Origin of the sequence: Hydrogenophaga sp. (assembly GCF_036675665.1) — a bacterium.
In the GTDB taxonomy this organism is placed as follows: Bacteria; Pseudomonadota; Gammaproteobacteria; order Burkholderiales; family Burkholderiaceae_C; genus Hydrogenophaga.
The window spans coordinates 39,753-63,165 of the sequence record NZ_JAKFEO010000037.1; the positions used below are offsets into that span (position 1 = coordinate 39,753).

Genomic DNA, 23,413 nt, shown 5'->3' on the forward strand with positions numbered 1-23,413 from the left:
GGACACACCAGAGTTCCGTTCTGGTAACCAGTGCACCCCGATGCCGCCCCAGCGACCTCAGCTCTTCTTGCTGAGCCCCAGTCGCTCGATGGTGTTTTTCTCCGCCGCAAACGTGCGCGCCGCGTAGGCCGTGTAGTCCGCCGTGTTCATGTAGATCGTGGGCTGGTAGAACTTGTCGAAGGTGGCCTTGACCTCGGGGTCGTCCAGCGTGGTCTTGAAAGCGTCGTGCAGCACCTTCACCACGGCCGGGTCCATGCCCTTGGGGCCGCCGATGCCGAAGGGCGACTCGGAGATGGTGTCCCAGCCGCTTTCCTTCACCGTGGGCACATCGGGGAATGCCTTGTTGCGCTCCCGGCCGAGCGTGGCCAGCAGCCGCAGCTTGCCGCTCTGCACATGCGGCGCGAACTCGGTGGTCCCGCTCATCATGCGGATGTGGCCGCCCAGAATGGCGCTCATGATCTCCGCCGAGCCCTTGAACGGAATCGGGTTGAGCTGGATGCCGGCTTTCTCGCTGAACTCTTCAATCGCGAGGTGCGGCGTGGTGCCGGTTCCGGTGTGGCCGTACTCCAGCTTGCCCGGGTTGGCCTTGGCGTAGGCCACCATGTCCTTGAGCGTCTTGAACGGCGCATCTGCCGTGCAGGCGATGCCGAAGGTGTAGCCGGTGAGGCAGACGATGTGGGTGATGTCGGTCACCGGGTTGAAGGACATGGTCTGCATGTGCGGCAGGCGGTAGATGCCCAGCGGCAGCTGCGTGAGGGTGTAACCGTCGGGCCTGGCCTGCATCATGGCGCTGGCGCCCAGCGTGCCGCCCACGCCCGGCTTGTTTTCGATCACCACCGGCACGCCCAGGGCCTTGCCAGCACTCTGGGCGAGCGCGCGCATCACGCCGTCGCTGCTGCCACCGGCGGGCCAGGGCGCGATCAGCGTGATGGGGCGCGAGGGAAACCTGTCCTGGGCCCGCAGGCCCGCGGGCAGCAGCGCGGGGGCTGCAACGGCGGCGGCGGCGGTCAGCACCTGGCGGCGGCTCAGGGAACGGTCGGTGGGGCGCATGCGGGTCTCCTTGTGTGGATGAACACCACAACTTAGCGCAAGCGCGCAGGCCGCGAAAGCGGGTTGGCCCCGGGCCTTCCCGCAGGCAGTCTCGCGCGTGACTGGGCGCCCGCGCGGCAGGCTTCAGCCCGACCGCGCGGCAAAGTGCTGCTGCAGGGCCTGCAAGGCGTGGCGCACCTTGGCCGGCTGTTCGTCGCGGCGCGGTGTCACCGCGTACACCGCCGCCGGCGCGAGCCGCCACTCGGGCAGCACCGGCGCGAGCCGACCCTCGACCATGGGCTGGCGCACGTCGTCGGCCATGCCCACGTAAAGCCCCCAGCCCCCCACGGCCAGCGCCTGCAGCGCGGTCACCTGCGAGGCGAGCCGGCGCGCCTCCACCCGAACCACGGCCTGCTCGCCCCCCGGGCCCTCGAACGCCAGCGAGTCGGCCCCCGCACCCCGCGGTGGCAGACCCAGCCAGTCGTGCCCGGCCAGTTCATCGGGATGGCGCGGCCAGCCGCGCTCGGCCAGGTAACGCGGCGCCGCGCAGAGCTGGCGCTGCAGCTCGCCCAGGCGGCGCGCCACCAACGCCGAATCGGTGAAGCGGCCCACGCGCAGGGCCAGGTCCACCCGCTCGGCGATCAGGTCGATCGGGGTGTCGTCGAGCAGCAGGTGCAGCCGCAACCTGGGGTGGCGGCGCAGCGGCTCCAGCGCGGTGGCCAGCAGCTCGCCGAAGCCGATGGGCGCGGCCAGGCGCAGTTCGCCCTCGGGCTCGTCGCGCAGGCGCTCGAGCGCGCTGTCGGCGCTGCGGGCCTGGGCCACCATGGCGGCGCAGGCCGGGTAGTAGCGCTCGCCAGCCTCGGTGAGGGTGATGCGGCGGGTGGAACGGTGCAGCAGCACCAGCCCGAGCGATTGCTCGAGCAGCCGCAGCTGCTGGCTCAGGGCCGAAGGCGTGCTGCCGACGCGGCGCGCGGCAGCGCTGATCGAGCCGCTGTCGACGATCTCGGCGAACAAGGCCATGCGCTTGAGCTTGTCGGTCCAGCTGGCGGCATCACTCATTCATTAGATTTTCTACAAAAAGAAAGCCGAAATGGCCATCTACCGCGTATTTTATGCAGCAGGGACACTAAGTGCCATCTGCAAACCCCTTGAAAGGACCTCGTCATGAAGATCGCCCTCATCGGTGGCACCGGCTTTGTCGGCAGCGCCGTGCTCACCGAACTGCTCTCGCGCGGCCACGCCGTGACCGCGCTGGCGCGCCACCCTGAAAAATTCGGCGCACAAGCCGGGCTGGAGGTGGTGAAGGCCGATGTGGCCGACGCGGCCCAGGTGGCGCGCGCTGTCGCCGGCCACGACGCGGTGGTCAGCGCCTACAACCCCGGCTGGGGCGAGGCCGAGATCCACCGCCTGTTCGGCCTGGGCTACGACGGCATCCTCGCCGGCGCGAAACAGGCCGGCGTGAAACGCGTGCTGGCGGTGGGCGGCGCGGGCAGCCTGGAGGTGGCGCCCGGCCTGCAGCTGGTGGACACACCCGAATTCCCGGCCGAATGGAAACAGGGCGCGCTGGCCGCGCGCGATCTGCTCACGCGGCTGCGCGGCGAGACCACGCTGGACTGGACCTTTGTTTCACCTCCGATCGCGCTGGCGCCCGGCGAACGCACCGGCCGCTACCGCGTGGGTGGCGACCAGCTGCTGCCGGGCACGGGCGAAGCGCCTGCCGGCATTTCGGTGGCCGATCTGGCGGTGGCGATCGTTGACGAAATCGAAAAACCGAAGCACACGCGCCAGCGCTTCACCGTCGCGAACTGAGGCCCCCACGCTCCGCCGCTGCGCGGGTCGCTGCCCCCCGAGGGGGCTGATCCGCCTTGGGGCGGCCCGGCGGCGGATCGTCAGGCCCCCACGCTCCGCCGCTGCGCGGGTCGCTGCCCCCCGAGGGGGCTGATCCGCCTTGGGGCGGCCCGGCGGCGGATCGGGCTTGTCCGCTGTTAAGCCTGGGCGCGCTCTGCCGCGAACTTCACATACCAGTCCAGGCAGCCGGGGTTGGCCATCGCCTCACGGTTGATCACCTTCTCCAGCGGCTGGCCAAGCAACAGCTTCTTGATCGGCAACTCCTGCTTCTTGCCCGAGAGCGTGCGCGGGATTTCGGGTACCTGGAACACCTCGTTGGGCACAAAGCGCGGCGAGAGTGCGGTGCGGATGCTCTCGTTGATGCGCGCGCGCACCGCCTCGTCCAGCACCACGCCCTCGCGCAGCACCACGAACAGCGGCATGTAGCTCTCGCGCCCCAGGTATTCGAGGTCGACCACCATCGAGTCCATCACCTCGGGCAGCGCCTCGACCGCGCTGTAGAGCTCGCTGGTGCCCATGCGCAGGCCGTGGCGGTTGATGGTGGCGTCCGAGCGGCCGTAGATCACGCAGGAGCCGTCGGGGTGGATGCGCAGCCAGTCGCCGTGGCGCCAGACGGCACCGGCGCTGGCATTGAGGTCACCTCCGCCCGGCTTGCGGCCGTGGCCGGCGGGGTACATGTCGAAGTAGCTGCCGAGCAGGCGCTTGTTGTCGACATCGCCCACGAAGTACAGCGGCATCGACGGAATGGGCTGTGTGCACACCAGCTCGCCCACCTCGTCGGCCACCGGCAGGCCCTGTTCGTTCCAGGCCTCCACCGCGCAACCCATCAGGCGGCACTGCATGCGCCCGGGCGTCTGCGGAAGTTCCCGGTTGCCGCCGATGAAGGCGCCGGCGAAGTCGGTGCCACCACTGATGTTGCACCACCAGATGTCGCGTTGGTCTTCGCTTTGGGCGATGGCGGCGAACTGCGATGTGCCCCATTTCTGCGCGTCTTCCGACAACGGCGAACCCGTGGTGCCCAACGCGCGCACCGCCGAGAGATCCCCGCAGGTCGAGAGGTCCACGCCGGCCTTGAGGCAGTTCGCGAAAAACGCCGCGCCCGCGCCGAAGAAGGTCACGCCCTGTTCGGCCGCGAAGCGCCACAGCGTGGTCCAGTCGGGCTGGTCCCGGGAACCACCGGGGTTGCCATCAAAGATCACGCAGGTGGTGCCGCCCAGCAGGCCACCCACCTGCGCGTTCCACATCACCCAGCCGGTGGAGCTGTACCAGTGGTAGCGCTCGCCCCAGCTGTTGGGCTCGTAGCTGCAGCCGATGTCGTTGTGCAGGATCTTGAGCGCCAGCGCCACGATGGTGGTGCCGCCGTGGCCGTGCACGATGGGCTTGGGCAGGCCGGTGGTGCCGCTGGAATACACGATCCACAGCGGGTGGTCGAAAGGCAGCCAGAGCGGTTCGAACTGCGCCACGGCGGCGTCCATGCGCGCCGTGGCCTCGGCAAACGAAGTGCAGGGTGCAGCGGCCTTGAGCGCACGCTCAGCCGCCTCGGCGGCATCGTCGGCGTCGGCGGCCAGGTTGGTGTGCAGCACCACATGGCGCACCGTGGGCAAGGCCGCCCGCAGCTCGGCCACCACGGCCAGGCGGTCAAAGTCGCGAGCGCCGTAGGTCACGCCATCGCACGCGATCAGCACCACCGGTTCGATCTGACGCAAGCGGTCGAGCACGGCGCTGGTGCCCATGTCGGGCGCGCAGATGCTCCACACGCCGCCGATGCTCACCGTGGCCAGAAACGCCACCATCGCCTCGGGAATGTTGGGCAGGTAAGCGGCCACGCGGTCGCCGGGTTGCACACCCTGGGCCTGCAGGTGCAGCGCGAGCGAGGCCACCTGGCGGCGCAACTCGGGCCAGCTCATCTCGACATGGCGGCCCTTCTCGTTGCGGCTCACGATGGCCATGAAACCAGCCTCGTGCGCGGGCTGCACGTGGCGAAACACCTGCTGCGCGTAGTTGACCTGCGCACCCGGGAACCACTGGGCGCCGGGCATCACGTTGCGCTCCAGCACGGCGGTGTGCGGCGTGGGCGAGCGCATGTCGAAGTAGTCCCAGATGCTTTGCCAGAACGCTTCGAGCTCGGTGGTGGACCAGCGCCAGAGCGCGTCGTAGCTGTCGAAATGCAGCCCCCGCTGGTCGGCCAGCCACTGTTGGTAGAGCCGGATCTGCGGGGTGAAGGGGGGTGGGTTTGTCTCGTTCATGTTGTTGTCCTTTTTGGCCACAGATTAACAGCGCAGACCAGCGCCGGCGATCGGTTCTGCACAGGGTTTGTACGCATGTTCAATTTATTTGTACAGCCGTTCAATACCGCCATGCCCCGCAGCCTCAGTCCGTCAACAGACGTCCCCCGCACGCGCCAACGCGCAGCGGCACCCCGCGGTGCCCAGCGCCCCGACCGCCAGCACGCCATCCTGCTGGCGGCCGAGAAGCTGTTTGCACAACGCGGCTACCACGCAGTCACCCTCCGCGAAATTGCCGAAGAAGCTTCGGTGCCGCTGGCCTTGGTCGCCTACTACTTCGGTCCCAAGCACGAGCTGTTTCATGCCATCTTCGTGCACTGGCAAGCCACCGCCGAGCAGCGGCTGGCGCTGTTGCACGAGGCCACGCAATCACCGAGCAAGCGCGACCGCCTGCGCCAGGTGGTGGAAGCCTTTGTGCTGCCGGTGCTGGAGCAGCGCGCCAGCGCCGAGGGCGAGTACTACGCGCAACTGGTGGCCCGCGAGCTGGCGCACCAGACGCCGGAGACCCAGCGTGTGCTCAGCCAGTTCTTCGACCCATTGGCGCACCGCTTCATCGACGCGCTGCACGCAGCCAGGCCCGGCAATGACCGGGCGATGGCCGCCTGGGCCTACCAGTTCGCCCTGGGCGCGCTGCTGCACCACATCAGCGACCACCGCATGCCCGTGCTTTCGCTCGGGTGCAACCAGGACAACGACCCGGCCGCGGGCGTCCTGCTGATCAACTTCATCGCAGCCGGCGTGTCCGCGCTGCTGCCCGTTTCCCGCACCCCGCGCCGCAGAGCGCCCACTTCTTCCACCCCCAGGAGACAACCATGAACCGTCGAATCTTCCAGACCACGCTGCTCACCACCGCCCTCACGCTGGGTGGCCTGAGCAGCGCGCAGGCGCAACAGGTGATCAAGCTCACGGCCGCTGGCGGCCACCCGCCGGTGTTCCTGTGGGTCAAGCTGCTCGACGAGTTCTACATCCCCGAAGTGGACCGCCGCCTGGCCGCGGCCGGCAACGCGCACAAGGTGGAGTGGACCAAAGCCTGGGGCGGCACGCTGATCAAGATCGGCAGCGAGTCCAAGGGCATCGCCGATGGCGTGGCGGACTTCGGCTTCGTCGGCACGCTGTTCGAGGCGGCCCGGTTTCCGATGCAGAACGTCAGCTACGTGACGCCCTTCGGCACCGACAACCTCGGCGCCGTGGGCGCCATCGTGGGCGACATGCAGAAGTCCATCCCGGCCATGGGCGACACCTGGACGAAGAACGGGCTGGTGTACCTGGGCGGCACGGCGCTGGACACCTACCACCTCTGGACCAACTTCCCGGTGAAGTCGATCGACGACCTCAAGGGCAAGAAGATCAGCGCGCCCGGCCCGTCGGCGAACTGGATCCGCAACACCGGCGCGGTGGCTGTGGCCGGCTCGCTGCCCACCTATTACGAAGACATCAAGTCCGGCGTGTCCAACGGCGCCATCACCTTCAGCACGGGGGCCTGGGGCGCCAAGCTGCACGAGGTCGCGCCCTACATCACCAAGGTCAACTTCGGCTCCATGTACGCGGGTGCCGTCGTGATGAACAAGCGCCGCTTCGACGGCCTGCCGCCCGCGGTGCAGCAGGTGTTCCGCGAGGTCGGCATGGAGTACGACAAGCGCTTCGCGGATGCCCAGAACGCCACCGCCAACGCGTTGCTGCAGAAGATGGGCGAGGCCGGTGCCACCATCAGCGAACTGCCCGCTGCCGAGCGCACGCGCTGGGCCGAGACCATCCCCAACGTCGCGCAGACCTGGGCCGCCGACCTGCAGAGCAAGGGCGCGCCCGGCCAGGAGGTGCTCAAGGCCTACATGGACGGCCTGAAGAAGAGCGGCGCCAACCTGCCGCGCGACTGGTCGGCCAAGTAAAGCCGGAGCCTGCATGACCGTGCCCACGCCGATCCCCGGCGAGACCGCGTCCACCCCGGACGCGGCCTCGCAAGACGCCTACAACCAGCCGCTGCCCTTCGGTCTGCACCGCCTCACGCAGGGCCTCAATGCCCTGGGCACGCTGATCATCATCGGGCTGATGCTGCTCATCAACACCGACATCGTGGGGCGCACCGGGTTCGACGCGCCGGTGCGCGGCGTGACCGAGCTGGTGTCGCTGTCCATCGTGGGCATCGTGTTCCTGCAGCTCGCCGACACCTTGCGCAGCGGGCGCTTCACCCGCGCCGACATGCTGCTCGACCGGCTCAAACGCACCCGTGCACCGCTGGCCGCGGCCCTGCAGGCGGTCTACCACCTGCTGGGCGCCGCCCTGATGCTGATCATCCTCTGGGCCGCCTGGCCTTCGCTGGTGGAGTCCATCCGCATGCGCGAATACGTGGGCGCGCTCGGCGACTTCACCGCGCCGGTGTGGCCGGTGCGCCTGATGATGCTGGTGGGCCTGAGCGTGACCGCGCTGACTTTCGTGCTGCTGGCCGCCATGGACGTGAAGCGCGCCCGGCACCTTGCCGCCCAGGCCGGGGGGGTGCCTTCATGAGCGCCACCACCGTGGCGGTGCTCTCGCTGGGCCTGATGCTGCTGCTGATCTGGGGGGGACTGCATGTGGCGGTGGTGCTGGGCCTGGTGTCCTTCATCGGCATCTGGATCATCCGCGACGATGTGGGCGTGGCGGCCAACCTGCTGGCCCAGGCCTCCAGCGACGCCATCGCCAGCCACATCTTCGGCGTGGTGCCGCTGTTCGTGCTGACCGGTTTTCTGGTCGCCAAGGCCGACATCGGCAAGGACGCGTTCGAGGTGGCCAACCAGTTGCTGCGCCGACTGCGCGGCGGGCTGGGCGTGGCCACCGTGGCGTCCAACGCGGTGTTCGCCGCCATCACCGGCATCTCGATCGCATCGGCCGCGGTGTTCACCCGCGTGGCCGTCCCGCAGATGATGCGTTTCGGCTACCAGCCCCGCTTTGCGGTGGGTGTGGTGGCCGGCTCTTCGGTGCTGGGCATGCTGATTCCCCCCAGTCTGCTGATGATCCTCTACGGCTTCCTGGCCAACCAGTCGGTGGGTGACCTGTTCACCGCCGGCATCGTGCCCGGTCTGTTGCTGGCGTTTGCGTTCGCAACCGGCATCGTGCTCGCGGCGTACTTCAAGCCGTCCCTGGTGTACGCGGGCGGTGAAATGCCGGTGCCCGATGGCGACGACATGGGACCCGCCACCCTGCTGCTCAAGCTCGTGCCCATCGTGCTGATGATCGGCGGCGTGCTCGGTGGCCTCTACGGCGGGCTGTTCACCGCCACCGAGGCCGGGGCGGTGGGCGCTGCGCTGGCGTTGCTGATCGCGGTATTGCGGCGCAAGCTCACCGCGCGCACCTTCTGGGAAGTGCTGAGCGAAACCGGTCACGTCACCGTGGCGGTGAGTTTCCTCATCATCTGCGCCAGCATCTACACCCGCATGCTCGCCATGTCGGGCATGCCGCAGTTCCTCATGGAGATGATCGGACAGGCCGGTTTCGGTGAATTCGCCTTCCTGCTGGTCTACGTGGCCATCGTCATCCTGCTGGGCACGGTGATCGACTCTTCGTCCATCCTGCTGATCGTGCTGCCGCTCATGCTGCCGATTGCCGAGCAGTTCGGCATGAACCTCATCTGGTTCGGCGTGGTCACGGTGGTGGCGGTGGAGATCGGCCTGCTCACGCCGCCGTTCGGCCTCTCGGCCTACGTGGTCAAGAGTTCACTCAACGATCCGCGCATCACGCTGGGCGACATCTTTCGTGGCACCGCGCCGTTCACCTTGATCATGATCGGCGTGCTGCTGCTGCTCATGGTCTTCCCGCAACTCAGCCTTGTGTTGCTGAAATGACCGCGCCCAATCCCTTGGACGGTTTCACGGTGGACCGCGCCGCCATCCGCTATGTCGGCCAGGACCTGCAGCGCCCCGAATGCATCCTGGCCGAGCGCGACGGCACGCTGTGGGCGGCCGATGCGCGCGGCGGTGTCACGCGCATCGCGCCCGACGGCTCGCAGCAGTTCGTGGGCCAGCGCGCCGACGACCACTTTGCCACCGCAGCCGCGACAAGCACGGACGCGTTCGAGGCCAAGTTCACCCAGGGCACGCTGCCCAACGGCCTGGCCTTCGATGCCCAGGGCGACATCCTGATCGCCAACTTCGGCACCGACTGCCTGGAGCTCATGGCGCGCGACGGCCGCACCCGCACGCTGCACGACCGCATCGATGGCCTGCCGATCGGCAAGGTCAACTTCGTGCTGCGTGATCGCAAGAACCGCCTCTGGCTCACCGTCTCGACCCGCGTGAACCCGTGGACGGCCGCCGCCGCACGGCGCGTGAAGGACGGCTACATCGCGGTGGTCGACGAGCACGGTCTGCGCGTGGTGGCCGAGGGTTTTCACTTCACCAACGAGGTGCGGCTGGACGCGCGCGAGGAATGGCTCTACATCGTGGAGACCACCGGCCCGCACATCACCCGCATGCGGCTGGACGAATCGGGCCCGGGCGGCGTGCGGCTGACCGGGCGCGAGGTGTTCGGCCCCGCGCACCTGGGAGGCCCGCCCGACGGCATCGCCTTCGACAGCTTCGGCAACCTCTGGTGCACGCTGGTGATGGTCGACCAGCTGATCGCGCTCACACCGCAAGGTGACCAGCGCCTGCTGCTCGACGACAGCAACGGTGAGCCGGCGCGCACGCTGGTGCAGCGCATGACGGACGGCACGGCCACCGCCGAAGACATGCAGCGTGCGCAGGGCGGCATCGCGCCCTGGATGGCCAGCCTCACCTTCGGCGGGCCCGACCTGCGCACGGTCTACCTCGGCAGCCTGCTGGGCACCCGCATTCCGTACTTCCAGTCCCCGGTGGCGGGGCTGCCCATGGTGCACTGGTAGCACCCTCCCTTGATCATTCCGCTTCAGAAAGAGGCCCTCCATGCCACGCACCTTCGTCGACCTGTCCATCTACCTTGAAAACGACGTGCTGAGCGATCCGCCCGCCTTCGCGCCCAAGATCCAGTACTTCACGCACGAGCACACCTTCGAGCAGATCGAGCCCTTCTTTCCTGGCCTGAAAAAGGAAGACCTGCCCGACGGCGAAGGCTGGGCGGTGGAGCTGGTGCAGCTCTCCACCCACAACGGCACGCACCTGGATGCGCCCTACCACTTCCACTCCACCATGGACAAGGCGCTGGGCGAGAAGAAGCCCGCGATCGCCATCCACGACGTGCCGCTGGAGTGGTGTTTCCAGCCCGGCGTGAAGCTGGACTTCCGCCACTTCGCCGACGGCTACGTGGTCACGGCCGACGACGTCGAGGCCGAACTCAAACGCATCAACCACACCATCAAGCCGCTGGAGATCGTGGTGGTGAACACGCGCGCCGGCTCGCGCTACGGCCACAACGACTACGTGTCCGCCGGCTGCGGCATGGGCTACGAGGCCACCATGTACCTGCTGGAGCGCGGCGTGCGCCTGACCGGCACCGACGCCTGGAGCTGGGACGCGCCTTTCGTGCACACCGCGCAGAAGTATGGCGAGACCAAGGACGCCAGCCTGATCTGGGAAGGCCACAAGGCCGGGCGCGACATCGGCTACTGCCACATCGAGAAGCTGCACAACCTCGAAGCCCTGCCGGCCGATGGATTCTTCATCTCGTGTTTCCCGCACAAGATCCGCGGCGCTTCCGCCGGCTGGACGCGCGCCGTGGCCATCTTCGACGACGCCCTTCAAGCAACGGCCTGAACACCATGGAACTGAACCACACCCACGACCCCGAAGCGCGCAGCTGGCTCGAATCGGCCAACGCACCGGGCACCGATTTCCCGATCCAGAACCTGCCCTTGGGCGTGTTCCGCCGCCAGGGCACGAGCGAGGCCTTCCGCGGCGGCGTGGCGATCGGCGACCAGGTGATCGACCTGGCGGCCATCGCGCGCGCCAACGCGGTGTCGGGCCCGGCCGCGCAGGCCCTGAATGCCTGCACCGGCGATGCGCTCAACGACTTCCTGGCCCTGGGACCCACGGCCTGGCGCGCACTGCGCCACGCGCTGTTCGACCTGCTCAAGACAGGCGCCAGCGGCCCCGGCATGAACGCGCTGCGCGCGAGCCTGGTGCCGCAGGCCGAGGTGGAACACCGCGTGCCCACGCGCATCGGCGACTACACCGACTTCTACACCTCGATCCACCACGCGCGCAACGTGGGCCGCGTGATGCGGCCCGACGACCCGCTCACGCCCAACTTCCAGTGGCTGCCGATCGCGTACCACGGCCGCGCCTCCAGCGTGGTGGTCAGCGGCACGGCGTTCCGCCGCCCCATGGGCCAGGCCATGGCGCCGGGCGCCGCCGCACCGGTCTACGGCCCCTGCCGCCGGCTCGACTACGAGCTGGAGATGGGCTTCTACATCGGCCCGGGCAACGCCATGGGCGAGACGATCCCGATCACGGAGGCCGAACAGCACATCTTCGGCATGTGCCTGCTCAACGACTGGTCGGCGCGCGACCACCAGTTCTGGGAAATGGCGCCCCTCGGCCCCTTCCTGGGCAAGAACTTCTGCACCACCGTGTCACCCTGGATCGTGACGATGGAAGCGCTCGCGCCCTACCGCGCGCCCTTCGCGCACCCGGCCGACGAACCGCAGCCGCTGGCCTACCTGGACAGCCCCGCCAACACCGCACACGGCGCGGTGGACGTGCAGCTCGAAGTGCGGCTGGAAGCGCGCGAGCACCGCGAACGCGGCATCGCGCCCGACCGCCTCTCGGCCACGAGCTTTCGCCACCAGTACTGGACCATCGCGCAGATGCTGGCACAGCACACCGTGGGCGGCTGCAACCTGCAGCCGGGCGACCTGCTGGGCACGGGCACCATCTCGGGCCCGACGCCGGCCGAGGCGGGCGCCATCGTCGAACTCAGCGTGGGCGGCACGAAGGACGTGCCGTTGCCCGGCATCGGCGCGCAACGCCGTTTCCTGGAAGACGGCGACACCGTGATCCTGCGCGGCTGGTGCGAAAAGCCGGGCGCGGCGCGCATCGGGTTTGGTGAGAGCCGGGGTGAGGTGCTGCCGGCCATCGGGTGAGGTGGGCTGGCCAACCAGGTAGGGCGATGATCGCGCGTTGGCCAGGCGGCCCCGGATGCACGGATGGTCAGAGGTCGTCGTTGTCCTTCCCGGGCGCTTTGGCGCGGGATTTGTCCCAGGCCTCTGCCGAGCGAGACAGCAGTTGCCACCATTCGGAACCATCGTCTCTGATGTAGCGCACCGCTCCGGCCCGAACGAGAATCCGTCGAAGCTCGTCATCGTCGAAGCCACCCAGGCGCTTTCTCAGAAGATCAAAGGACCGGTCGGTGTAGCCCTTGTGGCTCAAGTAGTACTGAACCGTCTTTTCCGCCATGTGTTCGGTCTTGATCGACTCCAGCGCAATCTGCAGATCGGTGGATGCACGATCCTTCTGAAGCCACCAGGACAGCAGGCCGCCGACAAGGACGCCCAACAAACCAAAGAGTCCAGCCGTTGTCTCAGGGCTCATCAATGTCTCCAATCGTGGTCGTGAAATGAGGCCCAGCGTGCCAAATGGTCAGGCACTGGCCAGGCGTCATCGTGTTGGCGTCCTCACCGAGACCGGCCGAGGTTCTTGGGAACGTGGATGGGAACCACAAGCGAAACCTCCACAGGAACCTCGCCGACGGTGTACCGCGCGAACTTCATTCTTCGCATTGCCCGCATCGCAGATTCGTCGAGATCGCCGTTTCCGCAGGACTCCAGCAGCGCAATCTTTGCGACTTCGCCAGAGGCGTCTACGTGAACCCGCAGGACTGACGGGCCGCGCACCTGTCCCTTCACGACGATGCCAGGAATCTTCAGGCTGAAGTTCGTCAGCGGGCGCAACTCTTCCAGAGTGACGACCTTGTCCGGCCAGGCAACGACTGCTTCGGCCGCTGTTCCATGGTTGATGAGCAAGGCCATCAGCGCCGCCGCAACTATTCGCATGGCTGCTTTCAGTGTGTGCATATGGGGAAAGCTGTGAAGGGGTCGGGGGCTGCATGGCGCCTGACTTTGATTTGAACGAAAAAACGCAGGATACCCACAATCGGAGTCGTTAAACACGGTCGCGCTGCCCGTGGCGCCCGGCTGCGCACATCGGTTTTGCCGGCACAATGCCTGCCAGCCGGTGCGGCCGGCCTCAACAACAACCAAGGAGACCACCCGATGGGCCTGTTCAACTGGACAGAGAAGACATCCACCACGCTCGACAACGGCGGCGTGATCGCCCCCGACGAGCGCCTGCCCTGGCCGCAGACCACCATGATGGGCGTGCAACACGTCATCGCCATGTTTGGTGCGACGGTGCTGGCGCCCTTGCTCATGGGCTTCAACCCCAACGTGGCCATCCTCATGAGCGGCATCGGCACGCTCATCTTCTTCTTCATCACCGGCGGCAAGGTGCCGAGTTACCTCGGCTCCAGCTTCGCCTTCATCGGCGTGGTGATCGCCGCCAGCGGCTACGCCGGCCCCGGCCCCAACGCCAACCTGGGCGTGGCGCTGGGCGGCATCATCGTCTGCGGCCTGGTCTACACCGTCATCGGCGTCATCGTGCACGCCACCAACGTGAAACACCACAAGACCACGCCCATCGCCGGCATGGAGGTGGACGAAGTGGACGAGGGCGTGGCGGTGCACTGGATCGAGCGCCTGATGCCGCCGGTGGTCACCGGCACCGTGGTCGCCGTGATCGGCCTGAACCTCGCGGCCATCCCGATCAAGAACATGGCGCCCACCGGGTTCGACGCCTGGATGCAGGCCATCACCTTCATCAGCGTGGCGCTGGTGGCCGTGTACGCGCGCGGCATGACGCAGCGCCTGCTGATCCTGGTCGGCCTCATCGTGGCCAGCCTGATCTACGCCGTGCTCACCAACGGCCTGGGCCTGGGCAAACCCATCGACGTCTCGGGCATCGCCAATGCCGCGTGGTTCGGCCTGCCGACGTTTGCCGCGCCGGTGTTCCAGGTGCAAGCCATCCTGCTGATCGCGCCGGTGGCGCTGATCCTGGTGGCCGAGAACCTGGGCCACATCAAGGCCGTGAGCGCCATGACCGGGCGCGACCTCAACCCCTACCTGGGCAAGGCGTTCATTGGCGACGGCGTGGCCACCATGGTCAGCGGCGCGGCGGGCGGCACGGGCGTGACCACCTACGCCGAAAACATCGGCGTGATGGCCGCCACCAAGATCTACTCCACCGCCATGTTCGTGGTGGCTGCGGGCATTGCCATCGTGCTGGGCTTCAGCCCGAAGTTCGGCGCGCTGATCCAGGCGATTCCGCTGGCCGTGATGGGTGGCGTGTCCATCGTGGTGTTCGGCCTCATCGCGATTGCCGGCGCCAAGATCTGGGTCGACAACAAGGTCGACTTCTCGGACAACAAGAACCTGCTGGTGGCCGCCATCCCGATCATTCTGGGCACCGGCGAATACACGCTGAAGTTCGGCCAGTTCGGCCTGGGCGGCATCGGCACCGCCACCTTCGGCGCGATCTTTCTCTATTGGTTGCTCAACCGCGGCGCGGCGCCGTCAACCCGCCCCGCCGCCTGACGGACAAGGCGCCCGCGTTCACCGCCGGGGCGGCCGGACCGGCGCGGGCTTGTCGGGTGGCTCCGGCGGCGCGCTGAGCATGCCGCCGATCTTGGCGCCCAACACCGTGCCGATGCCCGGCAACACCGCCGTGCCGACGGCGGCGCCCGCCAGGGTGCCCCAGGCCATTTCAAACTCGGGCTTGCGGGTTGGCCCGTGCAGCGAGAACGGCACCTCGAGCACCCCGCCGCCCACCTCCAGCGTGCCCTGGGCGTTGATCTGCCGGCGGTGCACCGTGGCCCGGCCGGTGCCGGCGTAAGGGCCCGCCACGGCTTTGACGCCGGTGAACTCGGCCTTCAGGCCATGCTCGGTGTTCTGCGTCTCCAGGACGCCGGAGAGGCTGTCCAGTGGGGTCTCTCCCTCGCGCTCCTTGCCGACGGACTTGACCGCCTTCTCCAAATCGAAGCGCAGGATCTTTGCGCGCTCCACCTGGAACACGCTGTGCGTGCGCAGGGAGCGGAACAGCTCACTCACGCTGTCGCCTTGCGCGCGCAGCTCGGTCTGGCCGGACGCCAGCCCGCTGATGGGCGAGCGGCGATGGAAGGCCTCCAGCAGCGCATTCACCTCCACGTCGCGCGGTGCGAGTTCGCCCGTGAGCACCATGCGGCCCCCGGCCGACGTGGCCAACCGCGCCTGCCCGTTCGCCGATCCGCCGGCGCCCTGCAGGCGCACCTGGTACAGGTCGGCGCCGCTCTCGGTCTTGCCGTCGCGCGTGGCGTCCAGCGAGGCGGGCGGTTTCACGCCGGGGCGGCGCAGCTGCACCCGTTGCGGCAGGCGATCCTCGTCAAACCGGACCTCGCCCTCATAGACCACCGGTATGCCGCTGTAGGAGATGTAGGTCGTGTCCGTGAACGCCAAGGCGCGCAGGACCAACGAGTCCAACCCGTCCTCCACCTTGTCGCGGTAGGCCGCCAGGGCACTGCGCGGCACCACGGCGCCCTCCACCTGCAAGCGGTTGATGACGAAGCGCTTGCCCAGCAAGGGCAGGAGTTCGGGGTAGATCGCGACGCGGCGAACGCGAATGGCTTCGGGCTGCTCGGTGTGCGCGTCCAGCACCTCGACCATCGGCAGGCCCAGCACCCGCCAGTGCACGGCGCCGACCACGAGTTTCTGGCCGAGGCGCGCCTCGAACTCCGCCTCCACACGTCGCGCGAGCTCATCGTCGCTGGGCACGAGCGCCCACACCACCAGCCATGCGGCGGCCAACAGCCCCGCCATGGCGGCTGATGCAACGGCCCAGCGGCGTGTGTGTGTCATGGTTGCGTGTGCTCCACAACCCATCTTGGGGGCAAGGCGCGCTCCCGTCTGTCAGCATTTGCCGCACCTGCATGACGGCACCTGGCGCGCGGGTCTCCGGTGTCTCCGTATAGTGGCGCCTACAACGACCGGAGTCCGACCTTGCCCATCTGGAAAAAACCCATCTCCATCGAAGAACTCACCGCCATTCACAAGGACACCGCCGTGCAGCACCTCGGCGTGGAGTTCCTGGAGGTCGGCGACGATTTCATCCGCGCCCGCGTGCCGGTGGACACACGCACCAAACAACCCTACGGCCTGCTGCACGGCGGCGTGAGCGTGGTGCTGGCCGAAACCCTGGGCTCGTGCGGCGCGGCCTACAGCTGCCCGGAGGGCCACCGCGCCGTGGGCCTGGACATCAACGCCAACCACCTGAAGGGCGCCACCAGCGGCTGGGTGACCGGCGTCACCCGAGCGGTGCACATCGGCCGCACCACGCAGGTGTGGCAGATCGACATGACGAACGACGCGGGCGAACTGACCTGCGTGTCGCGGATCACGATGGCGGTGTTGGGGCCGAGGTGAGGATCGAGCAACCCGGGCGTCACACGCGAAGCAGCGCGCGAAAGCCCCGCGCCGCGTAATACGACTGGGCCCCGTTGTGGTACGTGAACACCCGGCCATAGCGTCGATCGCTGAAGAGTGCGCCGCCCAGTGAACGGACCTCCTCGGGCGTCGCTATCCAGCTGGAGGTCTTGGTGTCGAACTCGCCCAGCTGCTGCAGCATCCGGTACTGTTCTTCCGACAGCAGTTCGACGCCCATGTCCGCGGCCATCTGGATCGCGCTGCCGGACGGCTTGTTCTCTTTTCGTGCGTTCAACGCCTCGCCGTCGTAACAAAGACTCCGGCGCCCCAGAGGGCTCTCGGCGGCGCAATCGCAGAAGATGATCTGCCCCGTGGCGTTGTCGTGACCGATCACGTCGGGCTCACCGCCCGAGGCTTCCATCCGGGCCAGCGCCTTCAACGCCGCGGAAGACGCGTCGATCCGGGTGAGCACGTTCGCCCAGGTGATCCCTTTGTGGCGATCCGCGTTCTGCTCGAAGCGACTCTTGAGCAGCGCCATCAGGTGGTCCCGTTCCTGTGCTTTCATCTTGTGCCTCCTTGAGTTTCACTCACTCCGCTCGCACCGCCCCATCGCCGTGGCCTGCCCCCGGAAATCGCTGCTCCAGGTCTGCGCCGCCGTGTCGATCTGGATGCGCTCGTTGTCCACCGCCGTGAGGATCACAGTCTCCTGGATCGCGAAGGTGTAGACCGGCACGCCGTCGATCTGCACCGAGCGCACACGCTTCTTGTCGTAGCCGATGTTCACCGTGCGTGTCCAGGTGGTGCGCGCGGGCATGTAGACCGCTTCGCAGACCAGCGTCACTTCGTTGCCCTTGGCCGTTGGCTTGGCCGGCGCCTTGGTTTGCGCCGAGGCGGTGGACGACAGCGCGGTGGCCACGCAGGCCACCGACATCAACGCCGCTTTCATTCGGCTGCGCCCTGGGCCATGCGCTCGCTCTTCCAGTACACGTCGTCGCCGCCGTTCATGCGGTTGAGCACGCGGGCCAGCACGAACATCAAATCGCTCAGGCGGTTGAGGTACTGACGCGGTGTGTCCTTCAAGGTTTCTTCGTTGCCCAGGGCCACCACCGCGCGCTCGGCGCGGCGCGCCACGGTGCGGCACACGTGGGCCTGGCTGGCCGCGCGGGTGCCGGCGGGCAGGATGAACTCCTGCAGGCGCGGCAAGGTTTCGTTGTAGGTGGCCAGGGCTTCGTCGAGCGCGAGCACGGCCTCGGGCTTGAGCAGCTCGTAGCCGGGGATGGACAGCTCGCCGCCCAGGTTGAAGAGCTGGTGCTGGATCTCCACCAGCAGGGTGCGCACGTCGGGCGCCATCTCTTCGCAGAGCAGCACGCCGATGTGGGAGTTGAGTTCGTCCACGTCGCCCATGGCGTGCACGCGCAGGCTGTTCTTGGAAACGCGGGTGTTGTCGCCCAGTCCGGTGGTGCCGGCGTCGCCGGTGCGGGTGGCGATCTGGGTGAGGCGGTTGCCCATGGGAGGTCCTTGCTTTGAACGGGGAGTTGAATTGTGCTGGATGCGCGGCCGCAGCGCAGGGCACCCGTAACGCGGTGCACGGAAATGTGTCTGAGGCAAGCGAGTTGTCCGTCAGGCAACAGCGGGCAAAAGCGCTGGCGCGCAGCGCGCAGGCAGGCGGTAATGGGCACCTTGTTCCACCTCTCAGGAGACACCGATGACGCAACGCCGACAACGACTCGCCGACTTTGAAGCCCGCAGCGTGCAACTGATTGCCGCCTGCACCCTGGGGTTGGCCGGCATGGCGAGCGTGCCGCCGGCCCACGCAGCCCGCATCACCGGGCAAACCAGCAGCCAGACGGGCGCCTCGGGCAACACCACCTCCGACGGTTCCACGCGGGTCCATCGCACCCCACCGGCCCTGCTGCAGGCCGGGAACGCCCGCAGTTGAGCACGCGCGCAATACACCACGCCCGGGGGCTGCGGGCTTAAACTGGCCGGCTGCACAAAACAGCCCGGAGACTGCCCATGAACGCCCCCACCGCCCACAGCCACCTGGCCCCGCAAGTCCACCAGCGCGTGGTGCCACCCGAACTGCTCGCGGCCCTGCAGGCGCGCTTTGGCGCGCAGTGTTCGACCGCCCTGGTGGTGCGCGAGCAGCACGGTCGCGACGAGTCGGTGTACGAGGTGCCGCCGCCGGCCGCGGTGGTGTTTGCCCAGAGCACACAAGACGTGGCCGATGCGGTGAAGCTGGCCGCGGCGCACCGCGTACCGGTGATTCCGTTCGGCGTGGGTTCGTCGCTCGAAGGGCACCTGCTCGCGGTGCAGGGCGGCATCAGCATCGACGTGAGCCGCATGAACGAGGTGCTCGCCATCAACGCCGAAGACCTTACCGTGACGGTGCAGCCGGGCGTGACGCGCAAGGCGGTCAACGAAGCGGTGAAGAGTGAAGGCCTGTTCTTTCCAATCGACCCCGGTGCCGACGCGTCCATCGGCGGCATGGCGGCCACGCGCGCCAGCGGCACGAACGCGGTGCGCTACGGCACCATGCGCGAGAACGTGCTGGCGCTTGAGGTGGTCACCGCCAGCGGTGAAGTGATCCGCACCGGCACGCGCGCCAGGAAGAGCAGCGCCGGCTACGACCTCACGCGCCTGATGGTGGGCAGCGAAGGCACGCTGGGCGTGATCACGGAGGTCACGCTCAAGCTCTACCCGCTGCCCGAGGCGATCTCGGCCGCGACCTGCTCCTTCCCCACCATCGAGGCCGCCGTGCGCACCGTGATCCAGGTGATCCAGCTCGGCGTGCCGATCGCGCGCTGCGAGCTGATCGACCACAACACCGTGCGCATGGTCAACGCGCACAGCAAGCTCGGCCTGCGTGAAGAAAACATGCTGCTCATGGAGTTCCACGGCTCACCCGCGAGCGTGAAGGAGCAGGCCGAGACGGTGCAGGAGATCGCGGCCGACTTCGGTGGCCAGGCCTTTGAATGGGCCGTGACGCCCGAGGAGCGCACCCGCCTGTGGACCGCGCGGCACAACGCGTATTTCGCCGCCATCCAGAGCAAGCCCGGCTGCCGCGCGATCAGCACCGACACCTGTGTGCCCATCAGCCGCCTGGCCGACTGCCTGCTGGACTCGGTGACCGAGGCCGACGCGGCCGGACTGCCCTACTTCCTGGTCGGCCACGTGGGCGACGGCAACTTCCACTTCGGTTATTTGATCGACCCGACCAAACCCGAAGAACACACGCTGGCCGAGGAACTCAACCACAAGCTGGTGGCGCGCGCGCTGAGCCTGGAGGGCACCTGCACCGGCGAGCACGGCGTGGGCCTGCACAAGATGGCGTTTCTGCTCACCGAGGCCGGCAGCGGCGCGGTGGACATGATGCGCACCATCAAGCGCGCCCTCGACCCGGACAACATCATGAATCCGGGGAAGATCTTCTCGATGTGAACGGGCACCGCCTGCGGTGCCGCGCCTGCGGCATCAAAGGCCGCACAGCCGCCCTGGCCTGCGTACGATGGACCTCTCTTTTCACCACGGCACGGAGGTCACATGGCGGGTTGGTACGAATTGAAAAAGAACGACAAGGGCCAGTTGTCGTTTGTTCTGAAGGCGGCAAACGGCGAGGTGATTCTGCGCAGCGAGCTCTACGCGTCGCGCGCGGCCGCGGACAACGGGATCGCCTCGGTCCAGAAGAACAGCCCTGTTGAATCCGCCTACACGCACAGCGATGCGTCGGATGGCCGGTTCTATTTCAACCTCAAGGCCGCCAACCACCAGATCATCGGCACCAGCCAGATGTACAAGACAGCGGCCGCGCGCCGCGCCGGCATGGAGTCGGTGCGCACGAACGGGCCGACCACCGTGGTGAAGAACGTGGCTTGAGAGGGGGCCGATCGGGTGACCGACCGATCGCTCAATGTCCGCCGCGCAGCTTGTCGATCAGCCCGTTGAGGGCGTCCAGCGAGCCGAACTGGATGGCGATCTCGCCCATCTCTTCGATGCGGCCGTGGCGCTTGACGCGCTTTTTCACACGCACCTCCACCTCGGCCATCAGCAGGTCGGCCAGCTCTTCTTCCACGCGGCGGATGTCGCGCGACTTGTCTTTCTTGAGCTTTTGCGGCGACAGCGCGAATTCGGCGCCCAGCTTCTTCACCAGGCTCTCGGCCTCGCGCACCGACATCTTTTTCGCCGCGATCTGGTTGCCGGCGGTGATCTGGGTGGCTTTGTCCAGCGCCAGCAAGGCGCGCGCGTGGCCCATGTCCAGGTCGCCGGCCATCAGCATGGTCTGCACCGGCTCGGCCAGTTGCAGCAGGCGCAGCAGGTTGCTGGCAGCGCTGCGCGAGCGGCCCACGGCCTGGGCAGCTTGCTCGTGAGTGAGCCCAAACTCCTTCACCAGGCGTTGCAGGCCTTGCGCTTCCTCCAGCGGGTTCAGGTCTTCGCGCTGGATGTTCTCGATCAGCGCCATGGCGGCGGCCGACTCGTCGGGCACGTCGCGCACCAACACCGGCACGCTGTCCAGCCCGGCCAGCTTCGAGGCGCGGAAGCGGCGCTCGCCGGCGATGATCTCGTATTTGCCGGCGTTCGGGCCGGCGGCCAGCTGGCGCACCAGGATGGGTTGCATCACGCCCTGGACCTTGATGCTCTCGGCCAGTTCGTACAGCGCGCCCTCGTCCATGCGTGTGCGCGGCTGGTACTGGCCCGCCACCAGCTCGGTGAGAAGCAGGCTTGACGGCAGGCTGCCGGGATCCACCGGCGCGCTGTCCACCACCTTGGGGCCCAGCAGTGCTTCGAGTCCACGGCCGAGGCCCTTGGGTTTTTTGGTGACCATGGGTCGTCTTTCGAAAGTCAGAGGTTCATGAGTTCGGCGAGCACCGCGTGACCGGCAGGCCAGTCGCCCAGGCCGGACTCGGCATTGATGTGGCCGGCTTCGCCCAGGTCCACAAAGCGCGAACCCCAAGCCATGGCCAAGGTCTGCGCACGCTCGAAACTGCAGTAGGGATCGTTGCGGCTGCCCACCAGCACGCTGGGAAACGGCAGACGCCGCATGGCAATGGGCGACCAGCTGGGCAGCACGGGGCGCATTTCCTCCCGCTCGGCGTCCCCTGGCGCGACCAGCAGCGCCGCTTTCACGCGCGCCGTGTTCTGCGAATGCGCGGCCCACGCCGCGGCATGCAGACAGCCCAGGCTGTGCGCCACGAGCACGGCGGGTTCGTCGCAGGTGAACAGCACGTCTTCGAGCCGCGCGATCCAGTCACCGCGGCGAGGCTGCATCCAGTCGTGCTGGTCCACCCGTCGGTAACCATGGCTGTTTTCCCAAAGGCTTTGCCAGTGGTCGGGGCCGCTGTTCTGCCAGCCAGGAAGGATGAGGATGTTCTGAGGTTTCACGTGAAACAAGCTGAGGTTCAGAGTTTGCCGATGCGCGCCACCATCTCGGACGCGAAGGCCACAAAGGCCTGGCTGCCCCGGGCGCCTGGGTCAAAGATGACGCCGGGCAGGCCATAGCTCGGCGCTTCGGCCAGGCGCACGTTGCGCGGGATCACGGTGTCGAACACCTTGTCGCCGAAGTGGGCCTTGAGCTGGTCGCTCACCTGTTGCTGCAGGGTGATGCGCGGGTCGAACATGACGCGCAGCAGGCCGATGATGGCCAGGTCCTTGTTGAGATTGGCGTGCACCTGCTTGATGGTGTTGACCAGGTCGGTCAAGCCCTCGAGCGCGAAGTACTCGCACTGCATGGGCACGATCACGCCATGGGCGGCGCACAGGCCGTTGAGCGTGAGCATGCTCAAGGATGGCGGGCAATCGATCAGCACGAAGTCGTAGCTGTCCAGCACCTCGGCCAGCGCGGTCTTCAGGCGCTTCTCGCGCCGCTCCACCTCCACCAGCTCGACCTCGGCGCCGGCCAGCTCGCGGTTGGCGCCGAGCACGTGGTAGCCGCACTTCTCCGAGTACACCGCCGCCTCGGCCACCGAGGCCGACTCCAGGAGCACGTCGTACACCGAGAGCGCCATTTGCCGCTTGTCCACACCCGAGCCCATGGTGGCGTTGCCCTGCGGGTCGAGGTCGACCATCAGCACACGCTGGCCCACTTTGGCCAGTCCGGCGGCCAGATTCACCGTGGTGGTGGTCTTGCCGACGCCGCCCTTCTGATTCGCCACACAGAAAATTTTCGCCATGTGCTCTTCTTATTTGGAGATGGCCAGCTTGATGCCGAAGCCGATGAGGAAGACGCCGGCGACCTTCTCCAGCACACGGCCAATCACCGGGTTGGCGCGCATGCGCTCGGCCAGAAAGTGGGTGAGCAGGGTCACGGTCAGACCGTAGGCGAAGGTGAGCACCGCGATGGTGGCGGCCATGGCGCCGAAGGTGACCAGGCCCTGGTGGCGGGCCGGGTCCACAAACAGGGGAAAGAAGGCCATGTAGAACACGATGGCCTTGGGGTTGAGCAGGGTGATGACGAGGGCCTGCTGAAAATACTGGCGCGGGCGGATGTTGAGGATGGGCGCACCGCCGGGCTTGGCGGCGAGCATCTTGAAGCCCAACCAGGCCAGGTAGGCCGCACCCAGCCACTGCACGGCGCTGAAGGCCGCCGGGTAAGCCGCGAGCAAGGCCGCCACACCGGCCACGGCCAGCCACATCAGCACCTGGTCACCGGCGATCACGCCCAGAGTGGCGGCCAGCCCGCCCGAAATGCCACCCTTGCCGGTGGAGGTGACCAGCGCCAGATTGCCCGGTCCGGGAATGAGCAGGAACACGACGATGGCGGCGACAAAAGCGCCGTAGTCTGCAATGCCGAACATGGAGATCCCCCGGGAAGTGGAGGGTCGAGTTTACGTGAAGGGTTTTGGCGTCACGGCGGCGATCGATG

At 67.6% G+C, this 23,413-nt stretch carries 26 protein-coding genes; 13 read left to right on the forward strand and 13 right to left on the reverse strand.

The features are described from left to right. Positions 1-57 precede the first annotated feature (57 nt). Entirely contained in the window at positions 58-1,050 is a 993-nt protein-coding gene (locus tag V6M63_RS14840) for a tripartite tricarboxylate transporter substrate binding protein (RefSeq protein WP_332743069.1), read from the reverse strand. Positions 1,051-1,173: 123 nt separating this feature from the next. Further along, on the reverse strand, positions 1,174-2,088 hold the full coding sequence (locus V6M63_RS14845; protein ID WP_332743071.1) for a LysR substrate-binding domain-containing protein: 915 nt from the start codon (positions 2,086-2,088) through the stop codon (positions 1,174-1,176). Between the two features lie 105 nt (positions 2,089-2,193). Between V6M63_RS14845 and V6M63_RS14850 the strand changes: the two genes are divergently transcribed. Then, positions 2,194-2,838, forward strand: coding sequence for an NAD(P)-dependent oxidoreductase (locus V6M63_RS14850; protein WP_332743073.1), 645 nt, complete (start codon positions 2,194-2,196; stop codon positions 2,836-2,838). A 176-nt stretch (positions 2,839-3,014) separates the two neighbouring features. Here the strand turns inward: V6M63_RS14850 and V6M63_RS14855 are convergent, their stop codons facing one another. After that, positions 3,015-5,123, reverse strand: a complete 2,109-nt coding sequence (locus tag V6M63_RS14855; protein WP_332743075.1) for an acetoacetate--CoA ligase — start codon at positions 5,121-5,123, stop codon at positions 3,015-3,017. Between the two features lie 111 nt (positions 5,124-5,234). Between V6M63_RS14855 and V6M63_RS14860 the strand changes: the two genes are divergently transcribed. The 7 genes from V6M63_RS14860 to fahA are packed head-to-tail and all read left to right on the forward strand — an operon-like array spanning position 5,235 to position 12,189. Continuing rightward, positions 5,235-5,978 (forward strand): TetR/AcrR family transcriptional regulator, encoded by a 744-nt coding sequence (locus V6M63_RS14860; protein ID WP_332743077.1) that lies wholly within the window; start codon positions 5,235-5,237, stop codon positions 5,976-5,978. Then, the gene (locus tag V6M63_RS14865; RefSeq protein WP_332743079.1) at positions 5,975-7,048 is read left to right on the forward strand and encodes a C4-dicarboxylate TRAP transporter substrate-binding protein; all 1,074 of its coding nucleotides are present in this window, start codon (positions 5,975-5,977) and stop codon (positions 7,046-7,048) included. Before V6M63_RS14860 ends, V6M63_RS14865 begins: the two co-directional genes overlap by 4 nt. A gap of 13 nt (positions 7,049-7,061) precedes the next feature. Beyond that, positions 7,062-7,664 (forward strand): TRAP transporter small permease subunit, encoded by a 603-nt coding sequence (locus tag V6M63_RS14870; RefSeq protein ID WP_332743081.1) that lies wholly within the window; start codon positions 7,062-7,064, stop codon positions 7,662-7,664. Beyond that, positions 7,661-8,977, forward strand: a complete 1,317-nt coding sequence (locus V6M63_RS14875) for a TRAP transporter large permease (protein WP_332743083.1) — start codon at positions 7,661-7,663, stop codon at positions 8,975-8,977. Before V6M63_RS14870 ends, V6M63_RS14875 begins: the two co-directional genes overlap by 4 nt. Then, positions 8,974-10,014, forward strand: a complete 1,041-nt coding sequence (locus V6M63_RS14880; RefSeq protein ID WP_332743085.1) for an SMP-30/gluconolactonase/LRE family protein — start codon at positions 8,974-8,976, stop codon at positions 10,012-10,014. The genes V6M63_RS14875 and V6M63_RS14880 overlap by 4 nt, the downstream gene beginning before the upstream one ends. Positions 10,015-10,054: 40 nt before the next feature. Then, positions 10,055-10,861, forward strand: a complete 807-nt coding sequence (locus V6M63_RS14885) for a cyclase family protein (RefSeq protein ID WP_332743087.1) — start codon at positions 10,055-10,057, stop codon at positions 10,859-10,861. A 5-nt stretch (positions 10,862-10,866) separates the two neighbouring features. Further along, positions 10,867-12,189 carry a fumarylacetoacetase gene (gene fahA, locus V6M63_RS14890; RefSeq protein ID WP_332743089.1) on the forward strand — a complete coding sequence of 441 codons (1,323 nt, stop codon included), beginning with the start codon at positions 10,867-10,869 and terminating at the stop codon, positions 12,187-12,189. 67 nt (positions 12,190-12,256) lie between these two features. Here fahA and V6M63_RS14895 read toward each other — a convergent pair whose 3' ends face one another. Together V6M63_RS14895 and V6M63_RS14900 are read right to left on the reverse strand one after the other, a co-directional pair. Continuing rightward, positions 12,257-12,637 (reverse strand): hypothetical protein, encoded by a 381-nt coding sequence (locus V6M63_RS14895; RefSeq protein ID WP_332743091.1) that lies wholly within the window; start codon positions 12,635-12,637, stop codon positions 12,257-12,259. Positions 12,638-12,720: 83 nt separating this feature from the next. Continuing rightward, the gene (locus V6M63_RS14900) at positions 12,721-13,119 is read right to left on the reverse strand and encodes an energy transducer TonB (protein WP_332743092.1); all 399 of its coding nucleotides are present in this window, start codon (positions 13,117-13,119) and stop codon (positions 12,721-12,723) included. Positions 13,120-13,317: 198 nt separating this feature from the next. On the opposite strand from V6M63_RS14900, the gene V6M63_RS14905 reads away from it, so the two are divergent. Beyond that, positions 13,318-14,694 (forward strand): solute carrier family 23 protein, encoded by a 1,377-nt coding sequence (locus V6M63_RS14905; RefSeq protein ID WP_332743094.1) that lies wholly within the window; start codon positions 13,318-13,320, stop codon positions 14,692-14,694. Between the two features lie 18 nt (positions 14,695-14,712). Here the strand turns inward: V6M63_RS14905 and V6M63_RS14910 are convergent, their stop codons facing one another. After that, the gene (locus tag V6M63_RS14910) at positions 14,713-15,990 is read right to left on the reverse strand and encodes a hypothetical protein (protein ID WP_332743096.1); all 1,278 of its coding nucleotides are present in this window, start codon (positions 15,988-15,990) and stop codon (positions 14,713-14,715) included. A gap of 141 nt (positions 15,991-16,131) precedes the next feature. Between V6M63_RS14910 and V6M63_RS14915 the strand changes: the two genes are divergently transcribed. After that, the gene (locus V6M63_RS14915; RefSeq protein WP_332743098.1) at positions 16,132-16,554 is read left to right on the forward strand and encodes a hotdog fold thioesterase; all 423 of its coding nucleotides are present in this window, start codon (positions 16,132-16,134) and stop codon (positions 16,552-16,554) included. A gap of 19 nt (positions 16,555-16,573) precedes the next feature. Here V6M63_RS14915 and V6M63_RS14920 read toward each other — a convergent pair whose 3' ends face one another. Genes V6M63_RS14920 through V6M63_RS14930 form a run of 3 tightly spaced genes read right to left on the reverse strand, consistent with a single transcriptional unit; the run spans position 16,574 to position 18,063 of the window. Continuing rightward, positions 16,574-17,119, reverse strand: coding sequence for a DUF4256 domain-containing protein (locus V6M63_RS14920; protein ID WP_332743100.1), 546 nt, complete (start codon positions 17,117-17,119; stop codon positions 16,574-16,576). Positions 17,120-17,137: 18 nt separating this feature from the next. Beyond that, a complete protein-coding gene (locus V6M63_RS14925; protein ID WP_332743101.1) occupies positions 17,138-17,500 on the reverse strand; it encodes a hypothetical protein in 363 nt (120 codons plus the stop codon). Continuing rightward, positions 17,497-18,063 carry a cob(I)yrinic acid a,c-diamide adenosyltransferase gene (locus V6M63_RS14930; protein WP_332743102.1) on the reverse strand — a complete coding sequence of 189 codons (567 nt, stop codon included), beginning with the start codon at positions 18,061-18,063 and terminating at the stop codon, positions 17,497-17,499. The genes V6M63_RS14925 and V6M63_RS14930 overlap by 4 nt, the downstream gene beginning before the upstream one ends. Positions 18,064-18,259: 196 nt before the next feature. Between V6M63_RS14930 and V6M63_RS14935 the strand changes: the two genes are divergently transcribed. From V6M63_RS14935 to V6M63_RS14945, 3 genes are all read left to right on the forward strand, one after another. Further along, positions 18,260-18,493: a hypothetical protein gene (locus V6M63_RS14935; RefSeq protein WP_332743104.1), complete on the forward strand. Its 234-nt coding sequence runs from the start codon at positions 18,260-18,262 to the stop codon at positions 18,491-18,493. A gap of 77 nt (positions 18,494-18,570) precedes the next feature. Continuing rightward, positions 18,571-19,995, forward strand: a complete 1,425-nt coding sequence (locus V6M63_RS14940; RefSeq protein WP_332743106.1) for an FAD-binding oxidoreductase — start codon at positions 18,571-18,573, stop codon at positions 19,993-19,995. Between the two features lie 102 nt (positions 19,996-20,097). Beyond that, a complete protein-coding gene (locus V6M63_RS14945) occupies positions 20,098-20,430 on the forward strand; it encodes a YegP family protein (protein WP_332743108.1) in 333 nt (110 codons plus the stop codon). Positions 20,431-20,461: 31 nt separating this feature from the next. On the opposite strand, the gene V6M63_RS14950 is transcribed toward V6M63_RS14945, so the two are convergent. From V6M63_RS14950 to V6M63_RS14965, 4 genes are read right to left on the reverse strand one after another with little or no spacing between them, the layout of a single operon-like run. Continuing rightward, positions 20,462-21,376, reverse strand: coding sequence for a ParB/RepB/Spo0J family partition protein (locus V6M63_RS14950; protein ID WP_332743110.1), 915 nt, complete (start codon positions 21,374-21,376; stop codon positions 20,462-20,464). 17 nt (positions 21,377-21,393) lie between these two features. Continuing rightward, positions 21,394-21,933 carry an RBBP9/YdeN family alpha/beta hydrolase gene (locus V6M63_RS14955; protein WP_332743112.1) on the reverse strand — a complete coding sequence of 180 codons (540 nt, stop codon included), beginning with the start codon at positions 21,931-21,933 and terminating at the stop codon, positions 21,394-21,396. A gap of 17 nt (positions 21,934-21,950) precedes the next feature. Further along, positions 21,951-22,721 carry a ParA family protein gene (locus V6M63_RS14960; RefSeq protein ID WP_332743114.1) on the reverse strand — a complete coding sequence of 257 codons (771 nt, stop codon included), beginning with the start codon at positions 22,719-22,721 and terminating at the stop codon, positions 21,951-21,953. A gap of 9 nt (positions 22,722-22,730) precedes the next feature. Further along, entirely contained in the window at positions 22,731-23,345 is a 615-nt protein-coding gene (locus tag V6M63_RS14965; RefSeq protein ID WP_332743116.1) for a LysE family transporter, read from the reverse strand. Between the last annotated feature and the right edge of the window lie 68 nt (positions 23,346-23,413).

What these genes read in the sequence shown, in the direction of transcription:
- V6M63_RS14840 (WP_332743069.1), bottom strand. Translation starts at nt 1,050, where the DNA reads ATGCGCCCCACCGACCGTTCCCTGAGCCGCCGCCAGGTGCTGACCGCC.
- V6M63_RS14845 (WP_332743071.1), bottom strand. Translation starts at nt 2,088, where the DNA reads ATGAGTGATGCCGCCAGCTGGACCGACAAGCTCAAGCGCATGGCCTTG.
- V6M63_RS14850 (WP_332743073.1), top strand. Translation starts at nt 2,194, where the DNA reads ATGAAGATCGCCCTCATCGGTGGCACCGGCTTTGTCGGCAGCGCCGTG.
- V6M63_RS14855 (WP_332743075.1), bottom strand. Translation starts at nt 5,123, where the DNA reads ATGAACGAGACAAACCCACCCCCCTTCACCCCGCAGATCCGGCTCTAC.
- V6M63_RS14860 (WP_332743077.1), top strand. Translation starts at nt 5,235, where the DNA reads ATGCCCCGCAGCCTCAGTCCGTCAACAGACGTCCCCCGCACGCGCCAA.
- V6M63_RS14865 (WP_332743079.1), top strand. Translation starts at nt 5,975, where the DNA reads ATGAACCGTCGAATCTTCCAGACCACGCTGCTCACCACCGCCCTCACG.
- V6M63_RS14870 (WP_332743081.1), top strand. Translation starts at nt 7,062, where the DNA reads ATGACCGTGCCCACGCCGATCCCCGGCGAGACCGCGTCCACCCCGGAC.
- V6M63_RS14875 (WP_332743083.1), top strand. Translation starts at nt 7,661, where the DNA reads ATGAGCGCCACCACCGTGGCGGTGCTCTCGCTGGGCCTGATGCTGCTG.
- V6M63_RS14880 (WP_332743085.1), top strand. Translation starts at nt 8,974, where the DNA reads ATGACCGCGCCCAATCCCTTGGACGGTTTCACGGTGGACCGCGCCGCC.
- V6M63_RS14885 (WP_332743087.1), top strand. Translation starts at nt 10,055, where the DNA reads ATGCCACGCACCTTCGTCGACCTGTCCATCTACCTTGAAAACGACGTG.
- fahA (WP_332743089.1), top strand. Translation starts at nt 10,867, where the DNA reads ATGGAACTGAACCACACCCACGACCCCGAAGCGCGCAGCTGGCTCGAA.
- V6M63_RS14895 (WP_332743091.1), bottom strand. Translation starts at nt 12,637, where the DNA reads ATGAGCCCTGAGACAACGGCTGGACTCTTTGGTTTGTTGGGCGTCCTT.
- V6M63_RS14900 (WP_332743092.1), bottom strand. Translation starts at nt 13,119, where the DNA reads ATGCACACACTGAAAGCAGCCATGCGAATAGTTGCGGCGGCGCTGATG.
- V6M63_RS14905 (WP_332743094.1), top strand. Translation starts at nt 13,318, where the DNA reads ATGGGCCTGTTCAACTGGACAGAGAAGACATCCACCACGCTCGACAAC.
- V6M63_RS14910 (WP_332743096.1), bottom strand. Translation starts at nt 15,990, where the DNA reads ATGACACACACACGCCGCTGGGCCGTTGCATCAGCCGCCATGGCGGGG.
- V6M63_RS14920 (WP_332743100.1), bottom strand. Translation starts at nt 17,119, where the DNA reads ATGAAAGCACAGGAACGGGACCACCTGATGGCGCTGCTCAAGAGTCGC.
- V6M63_RS14925 (WP_332743101.1), bottom strand. Translation starts at nt 17,500, where the DNA reads ATGAAAGCGGCGTTGATGTCGGTGGCCTGCGTGGCCACCGCGCTGTCG.
- V6M63_RS14930 (WP_332743102.1), bottom strand. Translation starts at nt 18,063, where the DNA reads ATGGGCAACCGCCTCACCCAGATCGCCACCCGCACCGGCGACGCCGGC.
- V6M63_RS14935 (WP_332743104.1), top strand. Translation starts at nt 18,260, where the DNA reads ATGACGCAACGCCGACAACGACTCGCCGACTTTGAAGCCCGCAGCGTG.
- V6M63_RS14940 (WP_332743106.1), top strand. Translation starts at nt 18,571, where the DNA reads ATGAACGCCCCCACCGCCCACAGCCACCTGGCCCCGCAAGTCCACCAG.
- V6M63_RS14945 (WP_332743108.1), top strand. Translation starts at nt 20,098, where the DNA reads ATGGCGGGTTGGTACGAATTGAAAAAGAACGACAAGGGCCAGTTGTCG.
- V6M63_RS14950 (WP_332743110.1), bottom strand. Translation starts at nt 21,376, where the DNA reads ATGGTCACCAAAAAACCCAAGGGCCTCGGCCGTGGACTCGAAGCACTG.
- V6M63_RS14960 (WP_332743114.1), bottom strand. Translation starts at nt 22,721, where the DNA reads ATGGCGAAAATTTTCTGTGTGGCGAATCAGAAGGGCGGCGTCGGCAAG.
- V6M63_RS14965 (WP_332743116.1), bottom strand. Translation starts at nt 23,345, where the DNA reads ATGTTCGGCATTGCAGACTACGGCGCTTTTGTCGCCGCCATCGTCGTG.